A 22,556-nucleotide genomic window follows, 5' to 3' on the forward strand; every position below is an offset into this window, starting at 1 on the left:
GGCTTTAATTCTTTTTCTTCTTTTTGATAATGCCAATTTCAGGACGAGGTATGTTTTCCGATGCCCCTCTCATAACGTAAGGTTCCCATTTTTTTCGGGCCTTTTGCCATTCTTGAAGCGTTTTTGTAGGATACCATGCAGGCCAGCCTATACGGTTAAAATCGTAATTTTTTTGGTTTTTGGCGACCCATTCGTCCACTGTTGAAAATGGATTCTTATCAGGAAAAACGCCAATGGCCTTGAACTCATCGCTAACACCTTGGTCTTTGATCACGTTGGTGCGCCAGTTCTGAAGTTCGGCCAATAGCTCTTTTTTCACAGGGCCATATTCGGGATTATCGGCTACATTCTCTACCTCATATGTGTCTTTTCCTAGATCATATAGTTCGATTTCGGGTTTTACGGGTGCAAAGAAGGCGGCCTGCTCGGGCGTAAGTTCGCCTTTTAGGTACATGATGCTCATTTCTGCCAATACGGGGTAGGCGTTTTCCTTGTATTGGTTGTACTGTAAGTATGGTCTTTCAGGCATCAGATTGAGAATGAGCTTGTAGTCTTTTGATCGTATGGAACGCATGGCATCATGGGTTTCGTCCATTTTGTCACGGGCGGCAAAAACGTATTTTCGTTTTTTAATGGCTTCCCCTAGAAGGTTTTTTCCGTGTAAGGGAAGCGGAGGGGTAACATGGGCCGCATCAAGTATGGTGGCATCAATATCCAAAGACATGACCAGGTCGTCGCTTACCTGACCGGGTTCTACTTGGCCTGGCCACCGCATGATCATAGGGATACGGGTACCGCCATCGTATAAAAATTGTTTGCCCCGAATGTGGCAACGGCCATGGTCGCCTATAAAAAATACAATGGTATTATCGGCCAAGCCTTCATCTTCTAGTCGCTTTAACAAGGCGCCTACTTCGCGGTCTACCAATTGCATTTGTTCCAGTCCGTTGGCCCAATCACGGCGAACAAAGGGCGTGTCGGCATAATAGGGAGGGAGCTCAACGTCTTTAATGTCGATAGGTCTTTCGGGATCGCGCTTCCACGAACGGTGGGTTCCGCTAAAGGTGATTCTTGCGAAAAATGGTTGGCCCGGATTGCGATCGGCCCAGTCGTTGGTGTTCATAAAGAGCTCTTCCTTGGTGTCGGGCAAAAAGTTCATGTCGGTTTTCCAACTCATTAAAGTGGTGAAATACCCAGCCTCTTCTAAGAGTTTAGGAATGGGTTTTATACCGTAGGGCAAGGCTTCTTTGTTGTGCTCACGGTGTTGGTTGGCGCCAATGTAGTTTTGGTGGAAACCGGTCATCATGGCGGAGCGCGAGGTCGAACAAACGGGAGAGGTCGTAAAGGCCTTGTTGTAGCGAATGCCCTCGGCCGCCAATTGGTCTACGTTAGGGGTGTAAATGCCCTTTGTGCCGTAACAGGAAAGGTCAGGACTCCAATCCTCAATGGTAATCCATAAGATATTGGGGCGGGTGTCGCTCGTTTCCTTTTGGGCCTTTTTTTTGGTATCTCCGCACGAGGCGAACATAAGAAGGCAGGAAGATAAAATGGGGAACACAGTTTTTTTTACCGAAGGAATCATAAGCGTTATATTATCTATAGGTCAAATGAAATAGAAATCGGGCGGACTTATGTATGTATCGGTTTATCTGTTGTCTCTCTCGGTACATTCGAGGCTTTTTGAACCTTACGAATAAAAATCGGAAATGATGTGTCTGGCCCCTTTTTCATAATCCCATAAATAATCGCCGGTAGCTTCGACACACTTTTGACTGATATGGTGCGGAAGTACCGAAACCAAGGGGTATCCTATTTTTGACTTGAACATTTCCAAATGCTTCAAGTATTTTTCTTCGGTAATATCATTTTCGGCATTTCCCCCAATATGGTCAAGGTTGATACCACGGCCGGGAGAAGATTTATATGAGATTTCGTAATGTGTCTTTACACGTGCGGGCCAGTCGTATTTATCGTTGAGCCATACATCGTTGGTACGGGTAACATCGGTGAATTTGGTAAAGAAAATATCGGGGACGTGGAATTCCATTTCAATGGTGGGGTCAATGCCTTTTGCTGCTTTGTACAGTTCTTTGTGTATGTGGAGCATGTCTGATTTGGTGTTGTACGACATATCAATTTTAAATTTCCGTACCCCCATTTTATGAAAGCGGTGAATGGTCTCCGAAGCGTATTCGAAAATGTCGGCCTTGGGGTTCAACCATCGCACGCCTTTGTCGTATTCCGTTTTGCCTTGGGCCCGATAGGCTCCCAAGAGGTTCGGGTTGTTCTGGGCCGCGATACTTGAGGCGTGTATTTTAGGAAAGCCTATCCATAGACCGGGTGTAAACCCTTTTTCGTTTATAAGGTCCATGGTCTTTCTAAAATCGGGAAATTTTTTGGGGTCGGGATGCCATGAGCCGTAGCCGGAGTTGAGACTGCCGTCGGGAAATTGGCCCCAACCGTGATCTAAGGTCATTTTCCCCTTGGGAAATCCGTATTCGATAACTTTGTCTAAATACTTCGCTACAAAGTCGTGATTCAGTAGATTAAAATGTCCTTTGGGAACATTGGATTGTATCTTCTGCTCTACCCAGGTGCAATATTCCACATCGGCCCAAAAGTGGGGAAACACTTTATAAGGCTGAATGTTCAGGCGGTGCATCATTTGGGTATTGTACGTCTTCCACGCTTCATCGCCCTTACCGCTTTCATCCACAAAAAGTTCCTGTCCCTCGGGAATGTTTATGGTCAGGGTTTCTTTTCCGTCGAAACTAAAGGTAGAATTTTCAAAACCGAAGGTGGTCATAAAACCCACGAACTTACCGGCAGCGTCTCTGATAACCGGCGAACCGCTCATTCCACTAGCCGGAATGGTGAAGGGATTGTGGGTAAAGGCATCGCTTTGAAAGTAATAGGCATCACCACCTTTTTGGGCTGCGGTGCCATTGCTGTTATAGGGACAAAACAATGGTTTGGTGACTTTTATTTTTACCTGTTCCCCTTCAACCTTATCGTTTTTGTTCAAAACCTCATAGTGTGTAGAGGTGGCTTGTGCCGCCAATGGGCCTGAAACTCCTGCAAGGGCAATACCCATACCTGCTTTTTTTATAAAATCTCTTCGGTTGTTCATGTTCGTGCTATTCTTGAAGTGTGAGTGTTTGGGTAAAAGTTTCAACGGTACGTCCGTTTGAGCTGAGGGTGTTTTTTAGGGTATAGGTGGTCCCTTTTTGCGGATGGACCTTGGTCGTGAGGCTAACTGTTGTAGATTGAAAGGGTTTTATGGAATCTAGCGCTCCTGAGGCCAACTCCGTTTCTTTTCCGTTCTCAACAAGGGTTATGACGATATGGGCGGATGAGGATGCGACTTGCCCGAAATTTTCGACTTTTACGCTTAGGTCGTATCCGCTTGTGGTTTTTGTGAAGACCGGGGCCCGAGAAGAAAGAATGGGGGTGATGTATTCAACTTCGGGTAAACGTGCATAGCCAAAGAGCAGTTCCCCGTTTTTGTCCTTCCCCAATAATTTTCCAGCGAAATTTTCGTCGGTAAGGCCATTGCCTTTTCCTTCAAAAATGAGGATAAGGTCATCTCCCGATTTTTCCGTACGTGATAATTTGCTTCCTTTTCCGAAATTTACTTCTTCAGAGGCACCAAAACGTAACGAACCTAAATCAATATCGCTATGTGGGTCAAAATCGTTTTCCGCCTCAATTTTAAGCTTGATTTCTTTTGTATTGGAAGTGATTTTTTTGGTGTTTAGAACGGTCAACAACTTTTCCTTTCTAAGGGGCACGACAATGAGTTTTGAACTGTGATTATCCTTGGGGAGGTCTTCGTATTTTAAGGTGTCGATTACCGCAAAGTTGGCGGCAATGGCCCTTCCTTTTTCATCTTGTAGTATACGGATACGTTCGTATTTGTGCCAACCTTCCTTAGTACCGTCTTTATGGACGGAAATACCAGGCGTATAGGCTTCCCCGGGGTCTACCTTCCAGTTCACGCCATCTTTAGAGCGAAGGTACCACGCAATCCTGCCCAACCAATCGTTGACGATGAGGTGGTACTGTACGTGGTCTTTCCAGACGACGGGGTCTTCATACTTGCCTTCCACGGGGGGGTAAACCGATTTTTCGCCTACCATGTTCCAGGTGGCCAGGCCATCTTTGCTGAACCAAGGGTAGCCATGGCGGTTTATCATTAAGAAGGAGCCGTCTTCGCGTTGGGCAAAGGTGCAATTGTGCATGAAATTAGAAGCACTCGAGGTTTTGCGGTCCCGTTTGTCGAATTCAAATTGTCCTTCTCGCCACGGACCGTTAATGTGTTGCGCTACATAGTATTTATCGGTCACGTAAAGAACATATCGTCCTTTTTTGGTTACGTACCATGTGGGATTGTGTCCATGGCCTACTTCGCCGGCAATTTTGAAAGGACCGAAAGGAGATTCCGAAACACCGTGTACCACACGGCTGTTAGGGTAGGCCATATGCCCTTTTTCTGCACTTTCTGGCCAACGGCAAACGAACAAATGGTATTTTCCATCTTCCTTTTCGAGCAAGGTATTGCCTCCCCAATAGGACCAAAGCGGACTTTCAACGCCATTGTTGATGTCTCTAGGGATGACATTGGGGGAGCCCCAAGTATCGGAAGTCCTTCCCCCGAGATCGGGCATGGGTAAAAAACGGTCCATAAAACGGCCTCCCCAGACGAGCTTGTCCCAAGCTGCCGGACGCTCCCTTTTTACGACCATTTCGTGGGCTTTCTTTTTTTGTTTTTTTGAAGGGGTACTTTGTTGTGCCTCAATTGATGAAATATTGAGAATTGCGAAGGCAAGGAGAAGGTGACTGAGTTTCATTTAAAAGGATTCAATTATTTCATTAATTTTTGGATATCGGCATCCAGTGCTTTGAACATTAGTAAATGTCCTTCTGCATTGGGGTGCAGGTAATCGGGCATAAGTTCTTTGTTGACCTTTCCACTCTCGTCAACATATTTAGAGCTGATATCTATATAATGGACTTTTGAATTCTTTTTTGGGAAGGATGAAATCAGCTTGTTCGTAGCCTTGTTGATATTATCTCTGTGATTAGGTTTGTACCCATAGGGAAGAATGCCCATGAGGAGAATCTCGGTATTCGGTAGTTTTTGGGTCAATAGACTACATATTTTGTAAATACCATCGCCCAGTTCTTCTGGGGTGCTTATGTTTAAATAATGGTTGCCGTCCGTATTATTTGTACCTATAAGTACAATGGCTACTTTTGGATTGATACCTTCTAAGGTGCCATTTTCGATGCGCCATATGACATTCTCGGTACGGTCACCGCTGATGCCCATATTGACGGTGCGGTAGCGATCTAAGTACTTGGTCCAAACCTCTTTTCGGTCTTCTTTTTCCAACGTGTGAAAAATGGAATTGCCCACCAAAATCAGTTCGGGGTCAGATTTAAGTCGACTTTTAATAGTCTCGTGCCGTTTGTTCCACCATTCACCTTCTAGTTGAACGGATTGGGCTGCCGGGTTTTCCTTTTGAGAACCAAGTTTCGTACTAGAACATGATGCTAGTAGGTATATGAGTAAGAGGAGTAGGGTGTGACCGGGTTTGATTTTGTTAAGCATAATAGTTCAACTTGGTTTTAAACTTTTTTTTGAACGGGGCCAATACCATTTTCCCAGTTTTCATTGCATTCCTTAAAAAGTGTCGCTTTTAATTTTTCAGTTGTTTCAGGATGCTCTTGGGCCAAATCATTTACTTCTTCGTAATCATCGGGTAGATAATAGAGCTGAAAAACATCTGCCTTCAGAAAATATCGGAGCTTCCATCCTTCTTGGGTGACCAAGGCGGGACCCATTTTAGAGCTATAAACCGTATAATCACGGAGTTTAGGCGTGCCGCCGAATAGTACCTGTGCATAAGAAACCCCATCTTTTTCATCGCGCTGGGGCACACCTACGATCTCGGCTAGGGTATTCAAAAAGTCATAGTTACTTACCATTTGGTCCGAAACCGTACCGGCTTTTATGTGGTCTTTCCAGTACCAGAATAGGGGAACGCGAACCCCGCCTTCCCAGTTGTCGCGTTTTTTTCCCGACATACCGTCATTGCCGTCAAAAATATCACCGGCAACGCGACTGTTGAAGCGTGTGGTGATATTATCAAATTCTTCTCCCTTTACATTGACGTTGTTTTTTGAGGTACGCCCTTTTTCGGGGTAGTAAATTTCATGTCCGTTGTCGGAAGTAAAGACAATGATAGTGTTGTCAAGAATTTCCATTTCTTCGAGTTTGGAATAAATTCGGCCCACATCGTCATCCAACATCTTTACCATAGAAGCATATTCTTTTTCCCATTGGGTCAAGTTGGGGTTATTGGCTAATTCAGGATGTACCTCGGGAACCATGGTCGGCCCGTGGGGCAACTGTGTAGGGAAATAGATAAAGAAGGGTTTGTTTGTTTTTTGGGGGTGGTTGGCTTCCATAAAACCCAACATTTTTTCCATGATAATATGCTCCGAATAGACGGCCTTACCTTCCATATTCCACCGATCCTTAAAATTTTCGGAAGAGTCGTATTCCGTGGTTTTGGCACAATCGACATGGGTGTTTCCTGGGATGTCGACTTTTTTGCCGTTCTCAAAAAGGAAAGGGGGGTAAAAACCATGGCACCGAAGATGGTCGTAATACCCAAAATGATGGTCCCAACCATGACGTTCCATACGTTCGGGAGTGGTGGCAAAACCCCATTCCAATTTTCCGAACTGCCCTGTGGTATAGCCTGCCTTTTGCGCAATTTCACCCAAGAACACCTCGCCTTTTTCGGCCGGAAGGGCTACTTTGTGGATTTTAGCCTTGATTTCATCCAGGGTGAGCCCATTATCCAATTCCTTATAGATGCCCGCTTTTACAATGGTCATGGCATCACCCCCATGGCAGTCGTGCATTCCGGTCAATAGGCTGGCCCTTGCTGGAGCACAATACATGGCGCCGTAGGCCCTTTCAAATTGCATGCCTTGCGAGGCTAACTTGTCGATATTGGGGGTAGTCAACATCTTTTGCCCGTAGGTGCCTAACATGCCACGGCCTAGGTCATCGGCGTAAATAAGCACAATGTTGGGCTTCTTTATCTTTTTTTGGGCTTGGGACTGGGGTACGTTCCACAGGATGAACAGCAGCTGGATAAAGAGAAGTTTTGTGGTATACAATAGTGGTGGCCGGTTCACTTGTGGGGCTTTTTTTGATTACTTGGAAAGGATTGAATTTGGGGGCAGGGGCACCCTGTTCATTTTACGCCAGGCCACGAGTTCATCGAGCAGGGCCTTGGCGGTTTTTGGCTGTTCCTTGGCCAAGTTGCTCGCTTCCCTTGGGTCGTTCTGTAAATCGTATAGTTCGAGCCTTCCATCGGCCAAAAATTGGATCAGTTTGTACTTTCCCTTACGGATGACCGAACAGGTACCATGCTTGTATTGGCTGGCCAAATGCCAGAACAAGGGGCGTTTTTTAAAACTGTTCTTGTCTTTTTGAAATAGGGGCGTAAGGGAATTTCCATCTAGTTGCCCAGTGTAATCTACATGGGCAACATCCATTAGTGTCGGAAAATAATCGGTAACCGAAATAGGAATCTCCGTTCTACGGGCTTTTACCTTGCCGGGCCAATGAATTAAGGCGGGAACTTTTATTCCTCCTTCATAAATTTCCCCTTTGGAACCTCTTAACTTTAAATTCTCGGAGGCAATACTGTGATAGCCATTATCGGAGGTAATGATAATCAATGTATTTTCTTCTAAATTATTCTTTTTGAGGTATGTTGTGATTCTACCGATATTCTCGTCCATAGACTGTACCATGGTGGCGTAACTGGCCATCCGTTCTTTGTTTTTGCCTATACCTTGTCCCGTTATGGGGTCGCCGGGTTTGTTCATGTATTTATCAAAGAGCTCATCGTTTCTGTTCTTTATGGGACGATGTACCGCATAGAAATGAAGGTTGATCAAGAACGGGGCGTTTTTATGGTTGTCCATAAATTCAATGGCATCGCTGGAAAGTCGGTCCGTGAGCCATTCATCATCGGGTTTTGGGGATATAAACGGATTGCTGAACGGGGCGCGATACCCTCCACGTTCACTTTTGTAGCCTCCTTCTTCTAGGGCCGGGTCTCCGCGAAATGTACCGCCGACGTTTTTGATAAAGCCCCTGCCTTCGGGGTAGTATTGTTTTACGGCTGGTGTCTTATGGTTTTCTACCCAAGTGAAATCCCCGGGTCGAGGTTGATCCAATTTTTGCTGGATGGGCCAGTTCATGGCCAGTTCTTTTTCAGGATAGGGCCCTACAATATGCCATTTCCCTAAGTGAATGGATTGGTAACCTGCGGCAGCAAGGGCTTCTGCATAGATGGGATGTTCCTTTCCGACCGTCCAACGAGAGAAGATGTTCTCTTGGGCATCTCCTTTCTCCAATACGGGAACGGTGTACACCCCCGTTCGGAATGATTGTTTCCCGGTGAAAAGGGCGGCTCTTGAAGGCGAGCAGGTAGGATACATATAGGCATTATCGAATACCAAGCTTTCCTTGGCCAACGCATCTAGTGCCGGGGTTTCGAAATAAGTGGAGCCGTTGAAGCCGACATCGGCATAACCGAGGTCGTCTACAAGAACAAAAATGATATTAGGTTGTTTTTCTTGGGCCCAGCTGAACCCAAAAGACATTAGAAATAGCAATGACAGAAAAAAAGAGCCCTTTTTTAGAAGCATGGTGCCAAACATTTATTCGGTTTTTTTAATGTACTTGAGCGGGGCAATACGTTTGCCTGTTTTGTAGTCCAGTCGCTTACCGTAATAGATGTAGTTGTCAAAGATATCTCCTTGTCCCAATGTTCGGGGGTCGCCCTGTGCTATGAGTTCAGTTTCCATTTGGGTACGAAGCTTTGTAATGACCTCGGCATTTTCAGGTCGGTCGGCCAGGTTATCGATGCAATGCGGGTCTTTTTGAATATTGTAAAGTTCGTGCTCCGGTCTCTTATCAAAATTCATCTCAAAGAAGTGATATTCGTCATCATCTGGTTTTAGGGAAGTGATATAACTCTTGGTAGGCGAACCATCGGTATTCATAAAACCATATTCCGGATTGCCAACGGGCCATCTTTCGGGTTTTATGTTGTGAACGTATAAGAGGGAGTCGTTTCTAATGGCCCTTACGGGATAGGCAAGGTTGGTGCCATCTTCATTGGCCCGGCCCACATCGTGGCGTTCCTTACCTAAAAGAACGTAATCTCTACTAGAATCGATCCGACCGGATCGAGAATCGAAAAGTTGCTTTGTAATACTGCTTCCCGTCATTTGCGGATGGGGCGTTTCCCCTGCTACTTCCATAAAGGTAGGGGCTAGATCTGAAAAGCTGACGAAATCGCTCACGGTACGCCCAGAGATAATCTTGCCCTTCCAATACGCGATGAGTGGAACATGGAAACCTTCTTCGTAAATCTGGCCTTTTACCCTTGGAAAGGGCATACCGTGATCAGAAGTGATTAGAACCAAGGTGTTTTTCAAGAGTCCCTTTTTCTCCAAGATCTTTATGGCCTTCCCTACATGGGTGTCGAACCATTCCACCTCATTGGCATAGTCGAGCAGGTCGCCGCGAATAATTTCGTTGTCGGGGTAAAAAGGGGGAACGTCGGCTTCCTCTAGTTTGCGACCGGCTTTTTTCCAAGAATCCAATTCGTAAAAACGATGGGGTTCTTTGGTTCCCAACCAAAAACAAAAGGGAACGTTCTTGGGGTTTTCGTTTAGAAAGGCCTCGAAATTTGAGGCATAGTCAACATCGGTGATTCCCTTATAGGGGGGCTCGAGTTTAATGGTGTTGTATTCAGGTCCGGCGGGGTTGTCTTTGGTGTCGTAAACGCCAGGTCCCCAGCCTTTACCCGTATACCCTACGCGATAACCTTTTTGGGCCAGTAGCTGCGGATAGGTTTTGAATTCCAGCGGAAAACGCCCGTTGTGATCGGTGGCCTCTTTCAACTGCCAACTGTACTTGCCCGTTAAGATACAGGCCCTTGCCGGTGAACATTTGGGATTGCCGTTATATGCATTTTCAAAAACCGTACCCTCTTTGGCCAAGCGGTCGATGGCCGGGGTGTTGATGAAGGTGTCGCCATAGGCGCCAAAACTCTTCATGGAGGCATCGTCCGCAATACAGAATAAGATGTTCGGGCGTTCGGGCGGTGTACTTGGCGGGTTCGCGCTAAGTGAGAGCATCCCGACAATACCGAATTTGAGGATCGATTGCAGAAATTGAAAAGTATATATTATCATGGTCCTGGTTTTTACAGGTAAGTTACAAATTGTTTACAGCGGTTGGATTCAATATGGTACTTACTTATTGAATTCCGAAATGATCAAACTCCAGATGACCTTGGTGCCATCCGCTGCGGTAACTTCGTAGTTCATGTCACCTTTGCCGAAATCGGCTATTTCACCGAGGGCAGGGGCGCCATTTGAAGGGGCCAATGTAGCAGCCGTGGATATGTCGGCATAACCGACAATGGCCGAAAGGCTTACTTGCGAACGGATTTCCTCTGGAAAATCGCTACTGGCAGGGGGAACCGATATGATGCAGGCGACTTTTTGATTCACGGTGTCTATGGTCGCTTCCGTATCAAGTTGAACTACTTGGAGGCGATTGTAGTCTTGGGTGTCATCTATCCACCTATATTCAAATCTGAAATTGGTGATTTCGGCTTCGCTAAATGCAGGTAGCTCCTCTAGGTCGGATTTCAGGCAAGAGGTCATTGTAAGACCTACAAACAGAAACATCAAGTATTGTATATGTTTTTTCATCGTATGTGATTTAATATGGTGCGTTAATTTACCAACCTGGGTTCTGGTCTAGTTTTTCGTTGAGTATTCGTTCGTTTTCCGGTACGGGAAATAGATAGCGTCTTGTGGAAAAACGTTTCTTTTGGTTGCCAGGCTTAAGTACCACGGGCTTGCTTTCAAAGCTTTTTCCATCTGCGGAAATTTCAAAGAAGGAATATTCTTTGTCGTTCAGTTCAGGGATAACACCGCCGCCTGCTTCTTTGCCCCATCGCAGTAGGGACCAGTAGCGGTCGTTTTCAAAAAATAATTCTACCCGACGCTCTATTTTGTACCAATCCCAAACTTGGTCTAGGGTCATACCCGCCATAAGTTCGGGGAGTTTTCCGTGCTGCGCCCGTGTTTTGTTGATGTACTGCACGGCCGTTTCGGCATCGTTCATACGGAGCATGACTTCGGCATAGTTCAAATAGGCGCGGCCCAATCTGGTAATGACCTGATGGTAATTGGTGAAGTTTACGGCCTTGTACCCTTCAATGTCGTAAATGCCCTTTCTTATAAAATAGCCCGATATGGTAGAGGCCCCGGTTCCCTTTGTACTTTGGGCGTAATGCATGTTCCCCCCAATTCTTGTAGTTACCGTATTCGTGAAGAGTTGAGAGGAGTCTTGTACAATGGAAGCGAAGAAACGGGCATCGCGGTGCTCGTTATAGATGGCGTCGGAAAGAAAACCTCCGTTCATTTCAAAATCTTGGCAATACGAGGTTTCGTCCCACCTTTTGGCTACGCCGTCGGTATCCGTAACCAAATAATCGTCGATTAGGTCTGTTGAGGGCATTGCCGTTGTCCAACCTAAGAATGATTCGTTGAGTTTGGGAGTCCCTTCGGTTTTGGCTACCTCCATATTGGGTACAATACGTTGCATTGGGGTCAGCACACAAAGGGTGGCGTCTATATTGGTGTATAGCCCTAGTATGATTTCCGAAGAGTTCAAGGCCCGATCGTAATCGTTGAATAGCTCACCGTAATTGGGGTCTAGGGCATACCCTAGGGTAAATAGGTCTTCACTGGCTTTCTTTGAGATGCTGTAATAGTCTTGTTTTCCACTTTCTATATATGCGGCACCGTGCAAGGCAATTTCGGCCAACATGGCGTAGGCTGCCCCTTTGGTAAGTTCACCGACCTCCGCATTATTGGCAATAGGTAGGTCAAGGGCCGCTTCCTGCAGGTCTTTGATGATGAAATCATAGGTTTCTTTAATCGTTTCGGTTCGAGGAAGCTTTAAATCGTCTTGGGGGGTAAGCACTTTGTCGACAATGACGTATTTGCCGAACAAGCGAGCTTTAGAATAATAGATCAAAGCCCGTAACATCTTGCCCTGTGCTATCAATTTGGGTTTGATGTTCTCAGGAATGCCCTCTGAGGCAGCGACTTTCTCAATGATCAAGTTACAGTCCCTGATAACTTCAAAGGAATTTTGCTTGATAGGGGCTTTAAGTCCTAATGGGGCATTGCCATAGAAGTAATAAGAATTGTTCTTGGCCCAACCCGCATCATAAAACGGGTCAATAAGGTCTAAGGCTACTTTGTTGGCATTTACCAAGACCGTGTTATCGGTAAAGTCATCGTTACCGGCACCACCACCTTTTGGGTCAGGGTCTTCTGGGTTGACCAACAATTCGGGTAAGACCGAATTATAGGTGTTATAGATAAAACCTTGGGCCAGATTGGCATCGCTCCACACATCTTGTTCGGTGTATTTATCTAGGGGCTCGGTATCTAATAGGTCGTCGCTACACGAGAAACTCATGAGGGCGATCGAAATGGAAAATAGGGATATATATACGTTCTTCATTACTAACTTTTTTTTGAATTAAAATCCAAGGTTTATACCAAATGAATAGGTGCGTTGAACAGGGTAGCCGTAGCTGTTGATCCCATTGTTGTCGGCCTGTACTTGTTCCGGGTCAAAAAAGTCTTTCACAGGGGAAATGGTGAACAAGTTGGTACCACTTGCAAATATTTTGCACGAAGAAATCCAGTTGTTGTCGGCCAAAATCGATTTCTTTAGGTCGTAGCCCAGTTGAATGTTCTTCAATCTGAAATATTTGGCGTTCTTTAAGAAGTAATCCGAAGGGTTGCTTATGATGTTATTGTTTCCTCCATTTACATCTACGGAGGTAACCGGTCTTGGGTATGTGGCATCGGGATTTGTTGGGGTCCAATAATCCAATTGATACACATAGGTCAGGCGTTTGGCTTCCGCCGCAATAAAACGGTCAAAACCAATATATCGGTTTCCGGCACCTTGAAAGAGGCCGTTCATGAACCATCCTTTGTAGCTCATATTAAAATCGATGCCATAGGTCAGGTGGGGTTGGGAAGGAAGGCCTGCCAAGCGTTTGTCTTGCTCATCTATTTTTCCATCGCCGTTAGAGTCGACATAGCGGATATCGCCGCCTTGTGTTTCGGTAGAACTTAGTAGACGGGGTGTATTCAAGATGTCTTCGTCATTTTGGTACAATCCGTCGGTGATATAGATTTTTCCACCTTGCCAGTAATCGGTCCTATGGGTTTCCCTAGTGTATGGGTTTTTGAGGGTAGCCTCGTCTTCGGTGTCTAATTGCTCCCATAATTGATTAAAATAAGAGACGTTTCCGCCCAATCCGAATTTGAATTCGTTGATATGGCTCTTGTAGCGAAGCGAAACTTCGTATCCTGCCCTTCGCTGTTTAGATCCGGAACGGATTTGCGGCAAAGGTTTGCCTAATGGTTGGGAATATACATTTTGCGGACTCACCAAAAATCCGGAGGTGAGGTAGTAGAAATATTCCAAGGTACCGCTGAACTTATCGCCAAAGGTAGAGAAGTCCAATCCGTAGTTGAACGATTCCCTATTGTACCAAGTGAGCTCGTCGGGGTTGACCAAGTTGCCTTCCGAATAGCCGTTGACCAAGGAGTTTCCAATAGTATAAATGCCCGATTCAAGGTTGTAGACCGGAATATAACCGAATCGGTTCACTCCTTCGGAAACTCCGGTTTTACCATAAGAGCTTCGTAGTTTTAAGGAGTTGACGATGTTGTCTTCCTTTAATTTTTGCATAAAATTCTCCTCGGCAATATTCCAGGCGAATGACATGGCCGGAAAGAAGCCCCATCTTTTTTTAGGGGCAAAGTTGTCGTTACCATCGTATCGGCCACTAAGCTCAATAATGTATTTGTAATCAAAGTCGTATTTCAAACGGAAGACATACCCCGCATTGGCGGCTTCACGTTCGCTGCCATCATTGTCTTTTCCTACGGCCGGGCCGGCAAAAAGTTGATCGACCGCACCTGATAGGTAGTTTCTTCTCGAGGCCGCTAAATTGGCATAGTTGCTGGTGGTCTGGTTATAAACAAAGGTAGCATCAAGACCGTGCATGCCGAAAGTTCTGGAGTACGAAGCGCTAGATTCAAAATACAATCGGTTGCTGTAGTATGAACTTAAGCTTAGTGCGGGGGGCGTTTGCGCCATGAGTGAGCCGTCTTGCATATAGAGGGGCACATTGTATTCCCATAATTTTCCCCAACCGTCACCATCGCGGTAATTGGCCATCATACCTAGTTTTAGGCCTTCTACGTTCGGAACTTGCCATTTTAGGTCTAATTGGGCATTGATAAACTTATCCCTTGTTTTGTTGTAGCCGGCGTCTTTGTCGGTGAGGGCGAGCGGGTTGTCGCCGTTACCACCTCCAGCCAAGGTGCCGTCAAGGTTATACCCCCTGTAAAGCGGGTCGGTGTTTTGGTTTACGGCACGCCATATGCCGTACATTCCTGACGATGGTTCTTGATAGTTTTCAATACTTGAGTTGAGGTTGATACCCACGTCAAGACCTATTTTTTCGAATTTGGTGGTAACGTTACTTCTAACGTTGAACCGGTTATAATTGACTACGTCTGCCTTTAGTAGGCTGCCTTCGTCGATATATCCGAGGGAAACGAAATAGTTGGTCTTTTTATCACCGCCCGACAGCGAAAGGTTGTGGCGTTGTTCGGGTGCAAATTCCTTTAAGGTCAGGTCTGGCCAGTTATTATCGGGATAGGTGTCGAGGTCGGCATGCGTCCTGATGGTCTCCAATTGGTCTGGGGAGTAGGGAACCGGTATGCCTTCATACGCACTGGCCGCATTCTGGACTTGGGCAAATTCATAAGAATTCATCATTTCAGGAAGAATGGTAGGCTGGCTCATTTGGTAGTTGTACGAGTAGTTGACATTGATCTTACCGTCTTTACCCCGCTTGGTGGTGACCAAGACGATACCGTTTCCTGCCCTTGAACCGTATACGGCCGTAGCTGCAGCATCTTTAAGGAAGCTAATGCTTTCAATATCGTTGGAATTGATGGTGTTGAAATCTTGCTGCTCCGTAATGACCCCGTCAATGACGTATAAAGGGGCGCCACCCCCACGAATGGAAATAGCCGGCGAACTACCTGGAGCACCACCACTGTTTTCGACGATCAGACCTGAAACTTGCCCTTGAAGCGCTTCGCCCACGTTGTTAAAAGGGGTCTGTTCCAATTTTTCGGGTGCCAAGGTCGTAACGGCTCCTACCATTTTTCGTTTGGTAGAGGTTCCGTAACCGATGACTACTACCTCGTCTAACTTGGCGGAGTCGGTATCTAGGGAAATGTCTATGGTTGTTTTTCCATCGATAGCTACTTCTTGTGTGCTATAACCGATATAGCTAAAGATCAACACATTGGAGCCTTCGGGTACTTCGATGGAATAGTTGCCGTCAAAATCGGTGACGATACCTACTGTAGTGCCCTTTACGAGTACGTTTGCACCGGGAAGGGGCATGCCGTCTTCCGTGCTAATTACCGTTCCGTTCACTGTGGTTTGTGCATATGCGGCACCGCAGATGAGCATGTTGAGAATGCATAGTGGAAAGAGCCACCGCCTGAAAAATTTAGGTTTGTCTTTTTTCATGGTTTGAGTTAAGTTATTTAAATACTTGTTGTGTGAGTTTCGAATGGAAAAGTGTCCTGTAGTTTTTCGACATTCGCAGAATCAAAGGTATTTTTTAGGGAAGGAAAGGTGTATCTCTAGGTAAATTTTATGTATTTATAGATCAATACGCCTCGCCCGTAACAGTTTGTTACTGGTGTATGGAACGTGTAATTGTTAGGGGGAAAGGGGCTAAGCGTGGTAGTTTGACGGTTTTGCACAAATAGAAATACAAAAGGGCTTTGTGCCTTTTTTGTTGGGAAAATCAGGACAAAGGGGGCGATTTTTTTAAAAGGGCATAAAAACCTATCTATATACCAAGGATATTTCAGATTTAATAAAGGTGTGATTATTTTGAGCCCTTGTACTTGCCCGGTGAAACACCGTAAATTTCTTTAAAGAGTTTACTGAAGTGGGTTCGGCTTTTAAAACCGGTCATGGTATAGACCTCGTTTACCGATAGTTCGGGTTGGTGTACCAATAGTTCCGCGGCCTTCTTTAAACGGTACATTTTTAGCAGTTCAAAGGGGGTTTTGTCCGTTAAGGCCTTTACTTTTTGGTAGAAATGGGTGCGGTTTAGGTAGAGTTGACGCGCAAATTGGTCCATATCTAGGTTTTGATTGTCTAGATTTTCGGCCATAAGGTGGTATAACTTTTCCAGAAAGGCATTATCGTTTCTATTGTTGACGTTGTTGTCCTTGGTCAGGGCTATGCCGATTTCAAAACGCTCCCGTAGGCGTTTTCTGTTTTCGAGCAAGGCCTCGGTGCGGGCCACTAATTGACGGGCGTCAAAGGGTTTTTTGATATAGGCATCGGCACCGTCTTTTATACCTTGGATCTGGTTTTCTATATCGGCCAAGGCCGTCAGTAAGATGACCGGAATATGGCTTGTTTTTATATCGGCCTTTATGCGCTTACAAAGCTCTAGGCCGTTCATTATGGGCATTTGAATATCGCTAATGACCAAGTCGGGCCATTGGTCCTCCATGGCATCCAGACATTCCCGGCCGTTAGTAAAGGTTTTTACCTTAAAGAACTTAGACAGTACCTTGCTGACATAGAGGCGCATGTCTAAATCATCTTCTACATAAAAGATAAGACTACCGGAATAATCGCCGCTGGCCTTGATTTTTGAAATTTCGGTCTTTTCAATAGTGGTTTCCGCCTTGGAAACCTGGTTCTCGGCGGTTATGATGGCCTTTTCTTTTGTGGCCTGGTCATCTGCCGATTCTTTCTTGACCACGGGCAAGCGCACACTGATTGTCGTACCTACTCCTATCTCACTTGTAGCTTCTAAATAGCCATAGTGCATTTCGACCATCTTTTTTGAGAAGGCGAGGCCTATTCCCGAGCCTGTGGAATGGACGTTTTCCCTTTTTCTTGACTGGTAGAACCTTTCGAAAATATGGGGTAGGTCGTCGTCGTCGATGCCCTTTCCCGTATCCGTTACCGAAACGATCAGGTCTTTGTCGTCACTTTCATAGGTAATGGTAATGACGTCGTTTTCACCGGTGTATTTGAACGCATTGCTCAACAGGTTGTTAAAGACTTTCTCTAGCTTGTCGCGATCGGCCGATACCACAATATTTTTGTTCTTGGCAATGATCTCCAACTTTTTATCGCTGTTGTAGGCCAAGAAGTGAAAGTCGGGCACAAGGTGGTCTAAAAACTCATCAAAGTAAAACCTTGAGTAGTCCATCTCCATCAAATTGGCATCGACCCGTTCAAAATCGTGGATCTGGTCGATGAGTTGGCTTATTTTTTTGGACTGACGTGCGACGATATGGAGTTTTTCTTGGGAATCAGGATTGTCCCTATAGCGTTCTGACAGTTGCTTTATGGGGCTTGCGATGAGGTTGAGGGGCGTCTTTAGCTCATGCGATATGTTGGCAAAGAAGCGTAATTTGGCGGCATTGACTTCCTTTACCTTGTCTTTTTCAATTTGCTCCAGTTGAATGTTGTAGCGTAACGATTGTACCTTTATGATATAAAACAGCACGGTTCCCAAGATAAGAAGCGTTAACAAGGCATATAGTACATAGGCCCAAGGCGTTTTCCAAAACGGAGGGGAGATGACAAGGTGCAAGGTCTTGGGCCGGGTCCATTCACCAATAGAGTTCGATGCGGCCACTTCTAGGCTGTATTCCCCAGGTTGAAGACCGTTATAGTTTATCAAACGTTGATCGGAAGTGGTCTCGAACCAATTTTGGTCTACGGGTAGTAAACGGTATTTTAAAAAGTGGTTTTTCGGTGAGGCAAAATGTAGGGATAAGGCCTCGACGCTAAATACGTTCTCATTGTATTTTAGATTAAGGGTCTGCCCGTTCTGTAAGCGTTCGTTCAGTAAGACCCTACCGCCCACCGTGTCGTTCGGACGTATGGTTTGGTTAAAAATCTTGAAATCACCAAATCGCAATATAGGGAGCGCTTCTGAATCGGTTATAGATTTCGGGCTGAAAAAAGAGAAACCTTCAAGACCCGCCAAAATGAGGGAACCGTTCTTAAGACGGGCCGAAGCGTACCAGAAATCTTCAAAAGGTAGGCCGTCTTGCTTTCCGAATTTCCTGAATTTTTTCTCTTTTGGATAGAATTTGTTCAGTCCGATATTCGTGGCGACCCATAGGTTGCCTAGTTCGTCTATATTAATGCTTTTGACTACATTGTTCGACAGTCCGTCCTTTTCTGAAAAAGGAACGAAGCGAGGGGTGCTTTCGCTGTTTTCCACCTTGCAGATACCCGACCCTTCGGTGCCTATCCATAAGTTGCCTTTAGGGCTGCGCGTTATGGCCGAAACAAAATTGTTCGGAAGTCCGCCCTTCTTTTTAGTAGCCCTAAAATGGGTGATTTTGGCCTTTGATAAGCGGGGAGCGTCTTTTGTGTCTACCCTAAATAGACCGTCTTCCGCCGTTCCCACCCATATGAATTGGTATAGGGGGTCGGCATAAACGTAGCGGGCCAAGGTTATTTTGGAGTTTTCAAAATACGGGTTGTCATTTAAGGCTTCGATCCGAAGTACTTTCCCCTCTTTGCCGACCGTTATTTTAAAAACGCCCTGTTTGCAACCTAGCCATAGGTTTCCGTTTTGGTCTTCCGTTATTTTATAGGGGTCTATTTGTGAAAATTCGGGATAGGTGCTTGTATCTATGCGTTGGGGTTCGGTCTCTCCCGGTTTTAAAAGGAAGTAGCCCTCTTGGGCGACTTTCAACCAAGTCCGATTTTTGGTATCGACATATACCGATGATATCCGTGAAGCGTATTTTGGGTCAAAAGAAAAAGGCAGGGGGTCGAATTTCTGCCGTTCCGTATTAAATAGGGCGAGTCCCCCGCGATTTTTTGTCAAATACACCCTATGGTCGTCTAAAGGTGAGATATTGATCAGGTGCCTGTCACTTACTCCAAATTCGTAGGGGCTATTTCCTTTAAATTCCTTAAAAGGATTTTTCTTTAGGTCAAACCTGTAAAGCCCTTTGTCAAAGGATCCCACCCAAAAACCATGCTCTTTGGTACTCTCGAAACAACTCATTCGAAGTTGTTTGTTTTCGAAGCTAAAGGGGGCGTACTGGTTCTGGGAACCGTGTCGCAACGCGTTGATATCGTCTATACGTATGGCTCCACTGTTCAGGGTGCCCAACCATAGGTGGTTTTCCAGGTCGAAGGCCGAGCTGTTAAAGTTGTGTTCCGGTAAAATTTCATCTTGTAGCAAGGAATAGTCGTAACCCTTGCCATTTGCTCCGTAGGAAAACATAAGAACGCCCGATTTAAGGGTGACCAAAAAGGTAGAAGGGTCAATGCGTAAAAGCGATTGGCAATAGCGGATTTCTTCTGGTAAAACCCTTGAGAATTGATGGGTTTTCAGGTCGAAAGAAAGTAGTCCGACCGAAGTAGCGTATAGATAGGTGCTGTCATCTATGGGGGCGGAGCCATAAAATTCGGCCGCTCCGTTTCGGTAAAAAGCCGTAGGGGAATATTCGTCCTTGAAGGAATAGTCGTCGTTAAAGATCAATACGCCGTATTTTTCGGTAGCGCATAGAATGATCCCTAAATTTTCGTTGACGACAATATCTCTAACAATCGGGCCTTTAACGGCTTTCTTGACAAGCTGGTTCGAATAGATATTGGTGAACTTTTGTGTGGTGTAATCGTATACGGATATACCTTCGTCCGTACCGATCCAAATATTGCCTTTGCTGTCTTCCTGTAGCGAACGAATGCGGTTGCTTACGAAAAGATCATGACCCACCGTGTTTTTAAAAGTCTTGAATTCGTAACCGTCAAAAAGGTTCAGGCCTTCATAGGTGCCGACCCAAATGAAGCCTTGAGAGTCTTCTAAAATAGAGGTGACCCCATTGTGCGCCAGTCCGTTTGAAATAGTGTAGTTCTGGGAATATCTAGGTTGGCTCTCTTGTGCTAGGGCACATAGAAAGAAAAATAGGCAGATGAATGTGGAGTAAATGTTTTTGGACATACCGCCAGAAACCAGGTGGTTGATTTAGAAACTAAATTTCAAGATACTAAAAATACAATAGTTCAAGCTTAGTAACGAAGTTAAATGAGCTTTATTTTTGGCAGTGGTTACTTCCCGAAAAAAGAATTCTGTAGAATAGGGTTACCTATTTTTTTAATTTTTCACTCAGTACCTTTTCCATATAATCGATACGATCCAGGGCCTTTTGGGTAAAGTTATAAAGGCTAAGGCCGCGGTCTAGATTCTGGTTTTCATAAGCCACTTTATAGTAGACGTTGTTGTTGAGGAAATCGGTCAAAGCCCGTATGCCATGTAAAAAAGGCATGAGTACGGCTCCCCAAGGAAGCAGTTCGATTTCTTTTTGGGTCAAGAAAGCACCGTTCTCGCCCAAGCCGTCAACAAAAGCTTCGAAGAGGGTTTCGTCAAAAACAATTTTATCGTGGTCTTGCTCGTCTTCCGCCGCCGTATTGGCTATAGTGCGTATGGCATCACCGAAATCAAAAAGAAAATAGCCTTTCATAAGGGTATCCAAGTCGATCAAGCAAAGGGCCTTTTCGGTCTCTTTTGAGAAAAGGATATTGTTGAGCTTGGTATCGTTATGGCAAACCCTGAGGGGGAGTTGGCTAAGGTCAAGGGCCATTAGGCTTTCTAAGACCTCATGCGTAAAACCGATGGCCTTTTCGGCGGTCTTCAGCTTTTCGGAGTTGGCACTTGCGATGGCGGATTCAAATTGCGCTTTGCGCAACCTGATATCATGAAATCGAGGTATGGTGTCGGTATAGTCGTCAAGACGGGCTTGTTGCAGCAGCGAATTGAACTTTCCGATTATCCTTCCCGCTTCATAGGCTATATTCGGGTTTTCGGTAGTGTTATAGGCCGTACTTCCGTCAATATAAGTCATCACCCGCCAATAATCTCCGGTTTCGGTGAGGTAGAAGCTACTGCCCTTTTTCGATTTGACCAAGGTAATCTTAGTGTAATCGGTATCGTGCAAATAACGAAAGGCATGATGGATGTTGTTCATCAACCCTTCTACATCCGTAAAGACAAGATGGTTTACCCGTTGTAATATGTATAGGGGGGTGGAAGCGTCAAAAACCAAAAAAGTATCATTGATCAAACCGTCAGTCAACGGTTTGATCAAATATTTCTTTTCAGGCACCGCAAAATGCCCTAATAGGCTGTTAAGCTTTTCATGGGAATAGCTGTCCATTATTGTTTTGGCCAAAGCGGGGAAGGATACTTGCCGGCATCGGTTTTCTCTTGGAGGTTTGCAACGGCCTTTTCACGGTCGCTGGCATAGGTCACACCAAACCAATCACCACCGGATGGTACAACTTTTACCTTTATTTCGCCAGCCTGCAACATTTCTTGAACGGTCTTTGGAATATAAAGCTCACTTGTTGTGGCCAGGTTTTCATCGGCAAGGAAATTTCTGAACTCGCTTTCTATTTTTTCGAAAATTGATGGCTGACATACCCAGAAGTTCATGCTTACTTGCTCGTCTCCCGTGTATTCGTTGCCAGAATCAAGGTCTAATACTTTGCCATCCTTGGGCTCAAGTTTTAGGCGTTCGTCAACAGAGACCAAATCGTCTCCGTTTACTTGGCAAACCCCTCTTGAAACGGAACCGTGTTCCGACAAGGTGTCCTTTAAGGTATATCCCACAAGGGCAAAGGTATTGTCGTTGTTATGTTCGCGTGCAAAATTGGCGGCATTGGCATAGGCCGATTGTCCGTAGAAATCATCGGCGTTCAAAACGGCAAAAGGTCCGTTGATTACGTTTCTGGCGGTCCAAACGGCATGGGCGGTACCCCAAGGTTTTTTACGCTCTCCCGAAAAAGAACATCCTTCCGGTAAATCGGTGATTTCCTGGGCCAAGACATCTAGCTTGATGTTGGCGGGGATTCTTGGTCTTAAGTGGTCTTCTGCCAAAGAAACATTTTCCTTCTTAGTAATGAGTACTATATGGTCAAAACCGTTTTTAAGGGCATCGTAAATGCCGAACTCCATTAAGAATTCCCCGTTAGGGCCTAAATCGTCAAATTGTTTTAGTTTTCCGTATCGACTACCGCTACCAGCGGCCATTAATAATAAGGTCATGTTTTTCTTTTTTTAGAGAGCCGCTAAAATAAGGTTTTCACATGAAAACTTGTAGGTCATTTCTATTTACATAACAATTTTTTGACATCTTGTGGGTTGCCAAGCTCTGGTGTTTTTATCGATAGGGGAGTGCTTGCCCTTGATGGAGTATTTGAAAGGAGGGGGCTACAGGGCGTTTGGACGTTATGGATGCTAAGCCTA

General features: G+C 45.4%; 13 protein-coding genes. All 13 read right to left on the reverse strand.

Translation table 11 applies throughout. The annotated features are described in order from the left end of the window. Positions 1-4: 4 nt before the first annotated feature. The 13 genes from B4Q04_RS06115 to B4Q04_RS06175 all read right to left on the reverse strand — a co-directional run bounded on the left by B4Q04_RS06115 (position 5) and on the right by B4Q04_RS06175 (position 22,355). Positions 5-1,558 carry a sulfatase gene (locus tag B4Q04_RS06115; protein WP_201723375.1) on the reverse strand — a complete coding sequence of 518 codons (1,554 nt, stop codon included), beginning with the start codon at positions 1,556-1,558 and terminating at the stop codon, positions 5-7. Between the two features lie 129 nt (positions 1,559-1,687). Then, positions 1,688-3,130: a twin-arginine translocation signal domain-containing protein gene (locus tag B4Q04_RS06120; RefSeq protein ID WP_088696269.1), complete on the reverse strand. Its 1,443-nt coding sequence runs from the start codon at positions 3,128-3,130 to the stop codon at positions 1,688-1,690. A gap of 7 nt (positions 3,131-3,137) precedes the next feature. Next, the gene (locus B4Q04_RS06125; protein ID WP_201723376.1) at positions 3,138-4,850 is read right to left on the reverse strand and encodes a glycoside hydrolase family protein; all 1,713 of its coding nucleotides are present in this window, start codon (positions 4,848-4,850) and stop codon (positions 3,138-3,140) included. 14 nt (positions 4,851-4,864) lie between these two features. After that, positions 4,865-5,614, reverse strand: coding sequence for a GDSL-type esterase/lipase family protein (locus B4Q04_RS06130; protein ID WP_088696270.1), 750 nt, complete (start codon positions 5,612-5,614; stop codon positions 4,865-4,867). A gap of 17 nt (positions 5,615-5,631) precedes the next feature. Further along, on the reverse strand, positions 5,632-7,215 hold the full coding sequence (locus tag B4Q04_RS06135; RefSeq protein WP_088696271.1) for a sulfatase-like hydrolase/transferase: 1,584 nt from the start codon (positions 7,213-7,215) through the stop codon (positions 5,632-5,634). A gap of 18 nt (positions 7,216-7,233) precedes the next feature. Beyond that, on the reverse strand, positions 7,234-8,742 hold the full coding sequence (locus B4Q04_RS06140) for a sulfatase (protein ID WP_088696404.1): 1,509 nt from the start codon (positions 8,740-8,742) through the stop codon (positions 7,234-7,236). 12 nt (positions 8,743-8,754) lie between these two features. Continuing rightward, positions 8,755-10,299, reverse strand: a complete 1,545-nt coding sequence (locus B4Q04_RS06145) for a sulfatase (protein ID WP_088696272.1) — start codon at positions 10,297-10,299, stop codon at positions 8,755-8,757. Between the two features lie 60 nt (positions 10,300-10,359). Further along, positions 10,360-10,824 (reverse strand): DUF5018-related domain-containing protein, encoded by a 465-nt coding sequence (locus tag B4Q04_RS06150; RefSeq protein ID WP_013993573.1) that lies wholly within the window; start codon positions 10,822-10,824, stop codon positions 10,360-10,362. A 28-nt stretch (positions 10,825-10,852) separates the two neighbouring features. Beyond that, positions 10,853-12,655 carry a RagB/SusD family nutrient uptake outer membrane protein gene (locus tag B4Q04_RS06155; RefSeq protein WP_088696273.1) on the reverse strand — a complete coding sequence of 601 codons (1,803 nt, stop codon included), beginning with the start codon at positions 12,653-12,655 and terminating at the stop codon, positions 10,853-10,855. Between the two features lie 18 nt (positions 12,656-12,673). Further along, complete coding sequence (locus tag B4Q04_RS06160) at positions 12,674-15,769, reverse strand: SusC/RagA family TonB-linked outer membrane protein (protein WP_013993575.1); 3,096 nt, start codon at positions 15,767-15,769, stop codon at positions 12,674-12,676. A 367-nt stretch (positions 15,770-16,136) separates the two neighbouring features. After that, on the reverse strand, positions 16,137-20,252 hold the full coding sequence (locus B4Q04_RS06165; protein WP_088696274.1) for a two-component regulator propeller domain-containing protein: 4,116 nt from the start codon (positions 20,250-20,252) through the stop codon (positions 16,137-16,139). Between the two features lie 145 nt (positions 20,253-20,397). Beyond that, complete coding sequence (locus tag B4Q04_RS06170; RefSeq protein ID WP_236630976.1) at positions 20,398-21,480, reverse strand: phosphotransferase enzyme family protein; 1,083 nt, start codon at positions 21,478-21,480, stop codon at positions 20,398-20,400. After that, complete coding sequence (locus B4Q04_RS06175; RefSeq protein WP_013993578.1) at positions 21,465-22,355, reverse strand: NDP-sugar synthase; 891 nt, start codon at positions 22,353-22,355, stop codon at positions 21,465-21,467. Before B4Q04_RS06175 ends, B4Q04_RS06170 begins: the two co-directional genes overlap by 16 nt. Between the last annotated feature and the right edge of the window lie 201 nt (positions 22,356-22,556).

The sequence above is a fragment of the Zobellia sp. OII3 genome (genome assembly GCF_002211465.1).
GTDB classification, from domain to species: Bacteria; Bacteroidota; Bacteroidia; order Flavobacteriales; family Flavobacteriaceae; genus Zobellia; species Zobellia galactanivorans.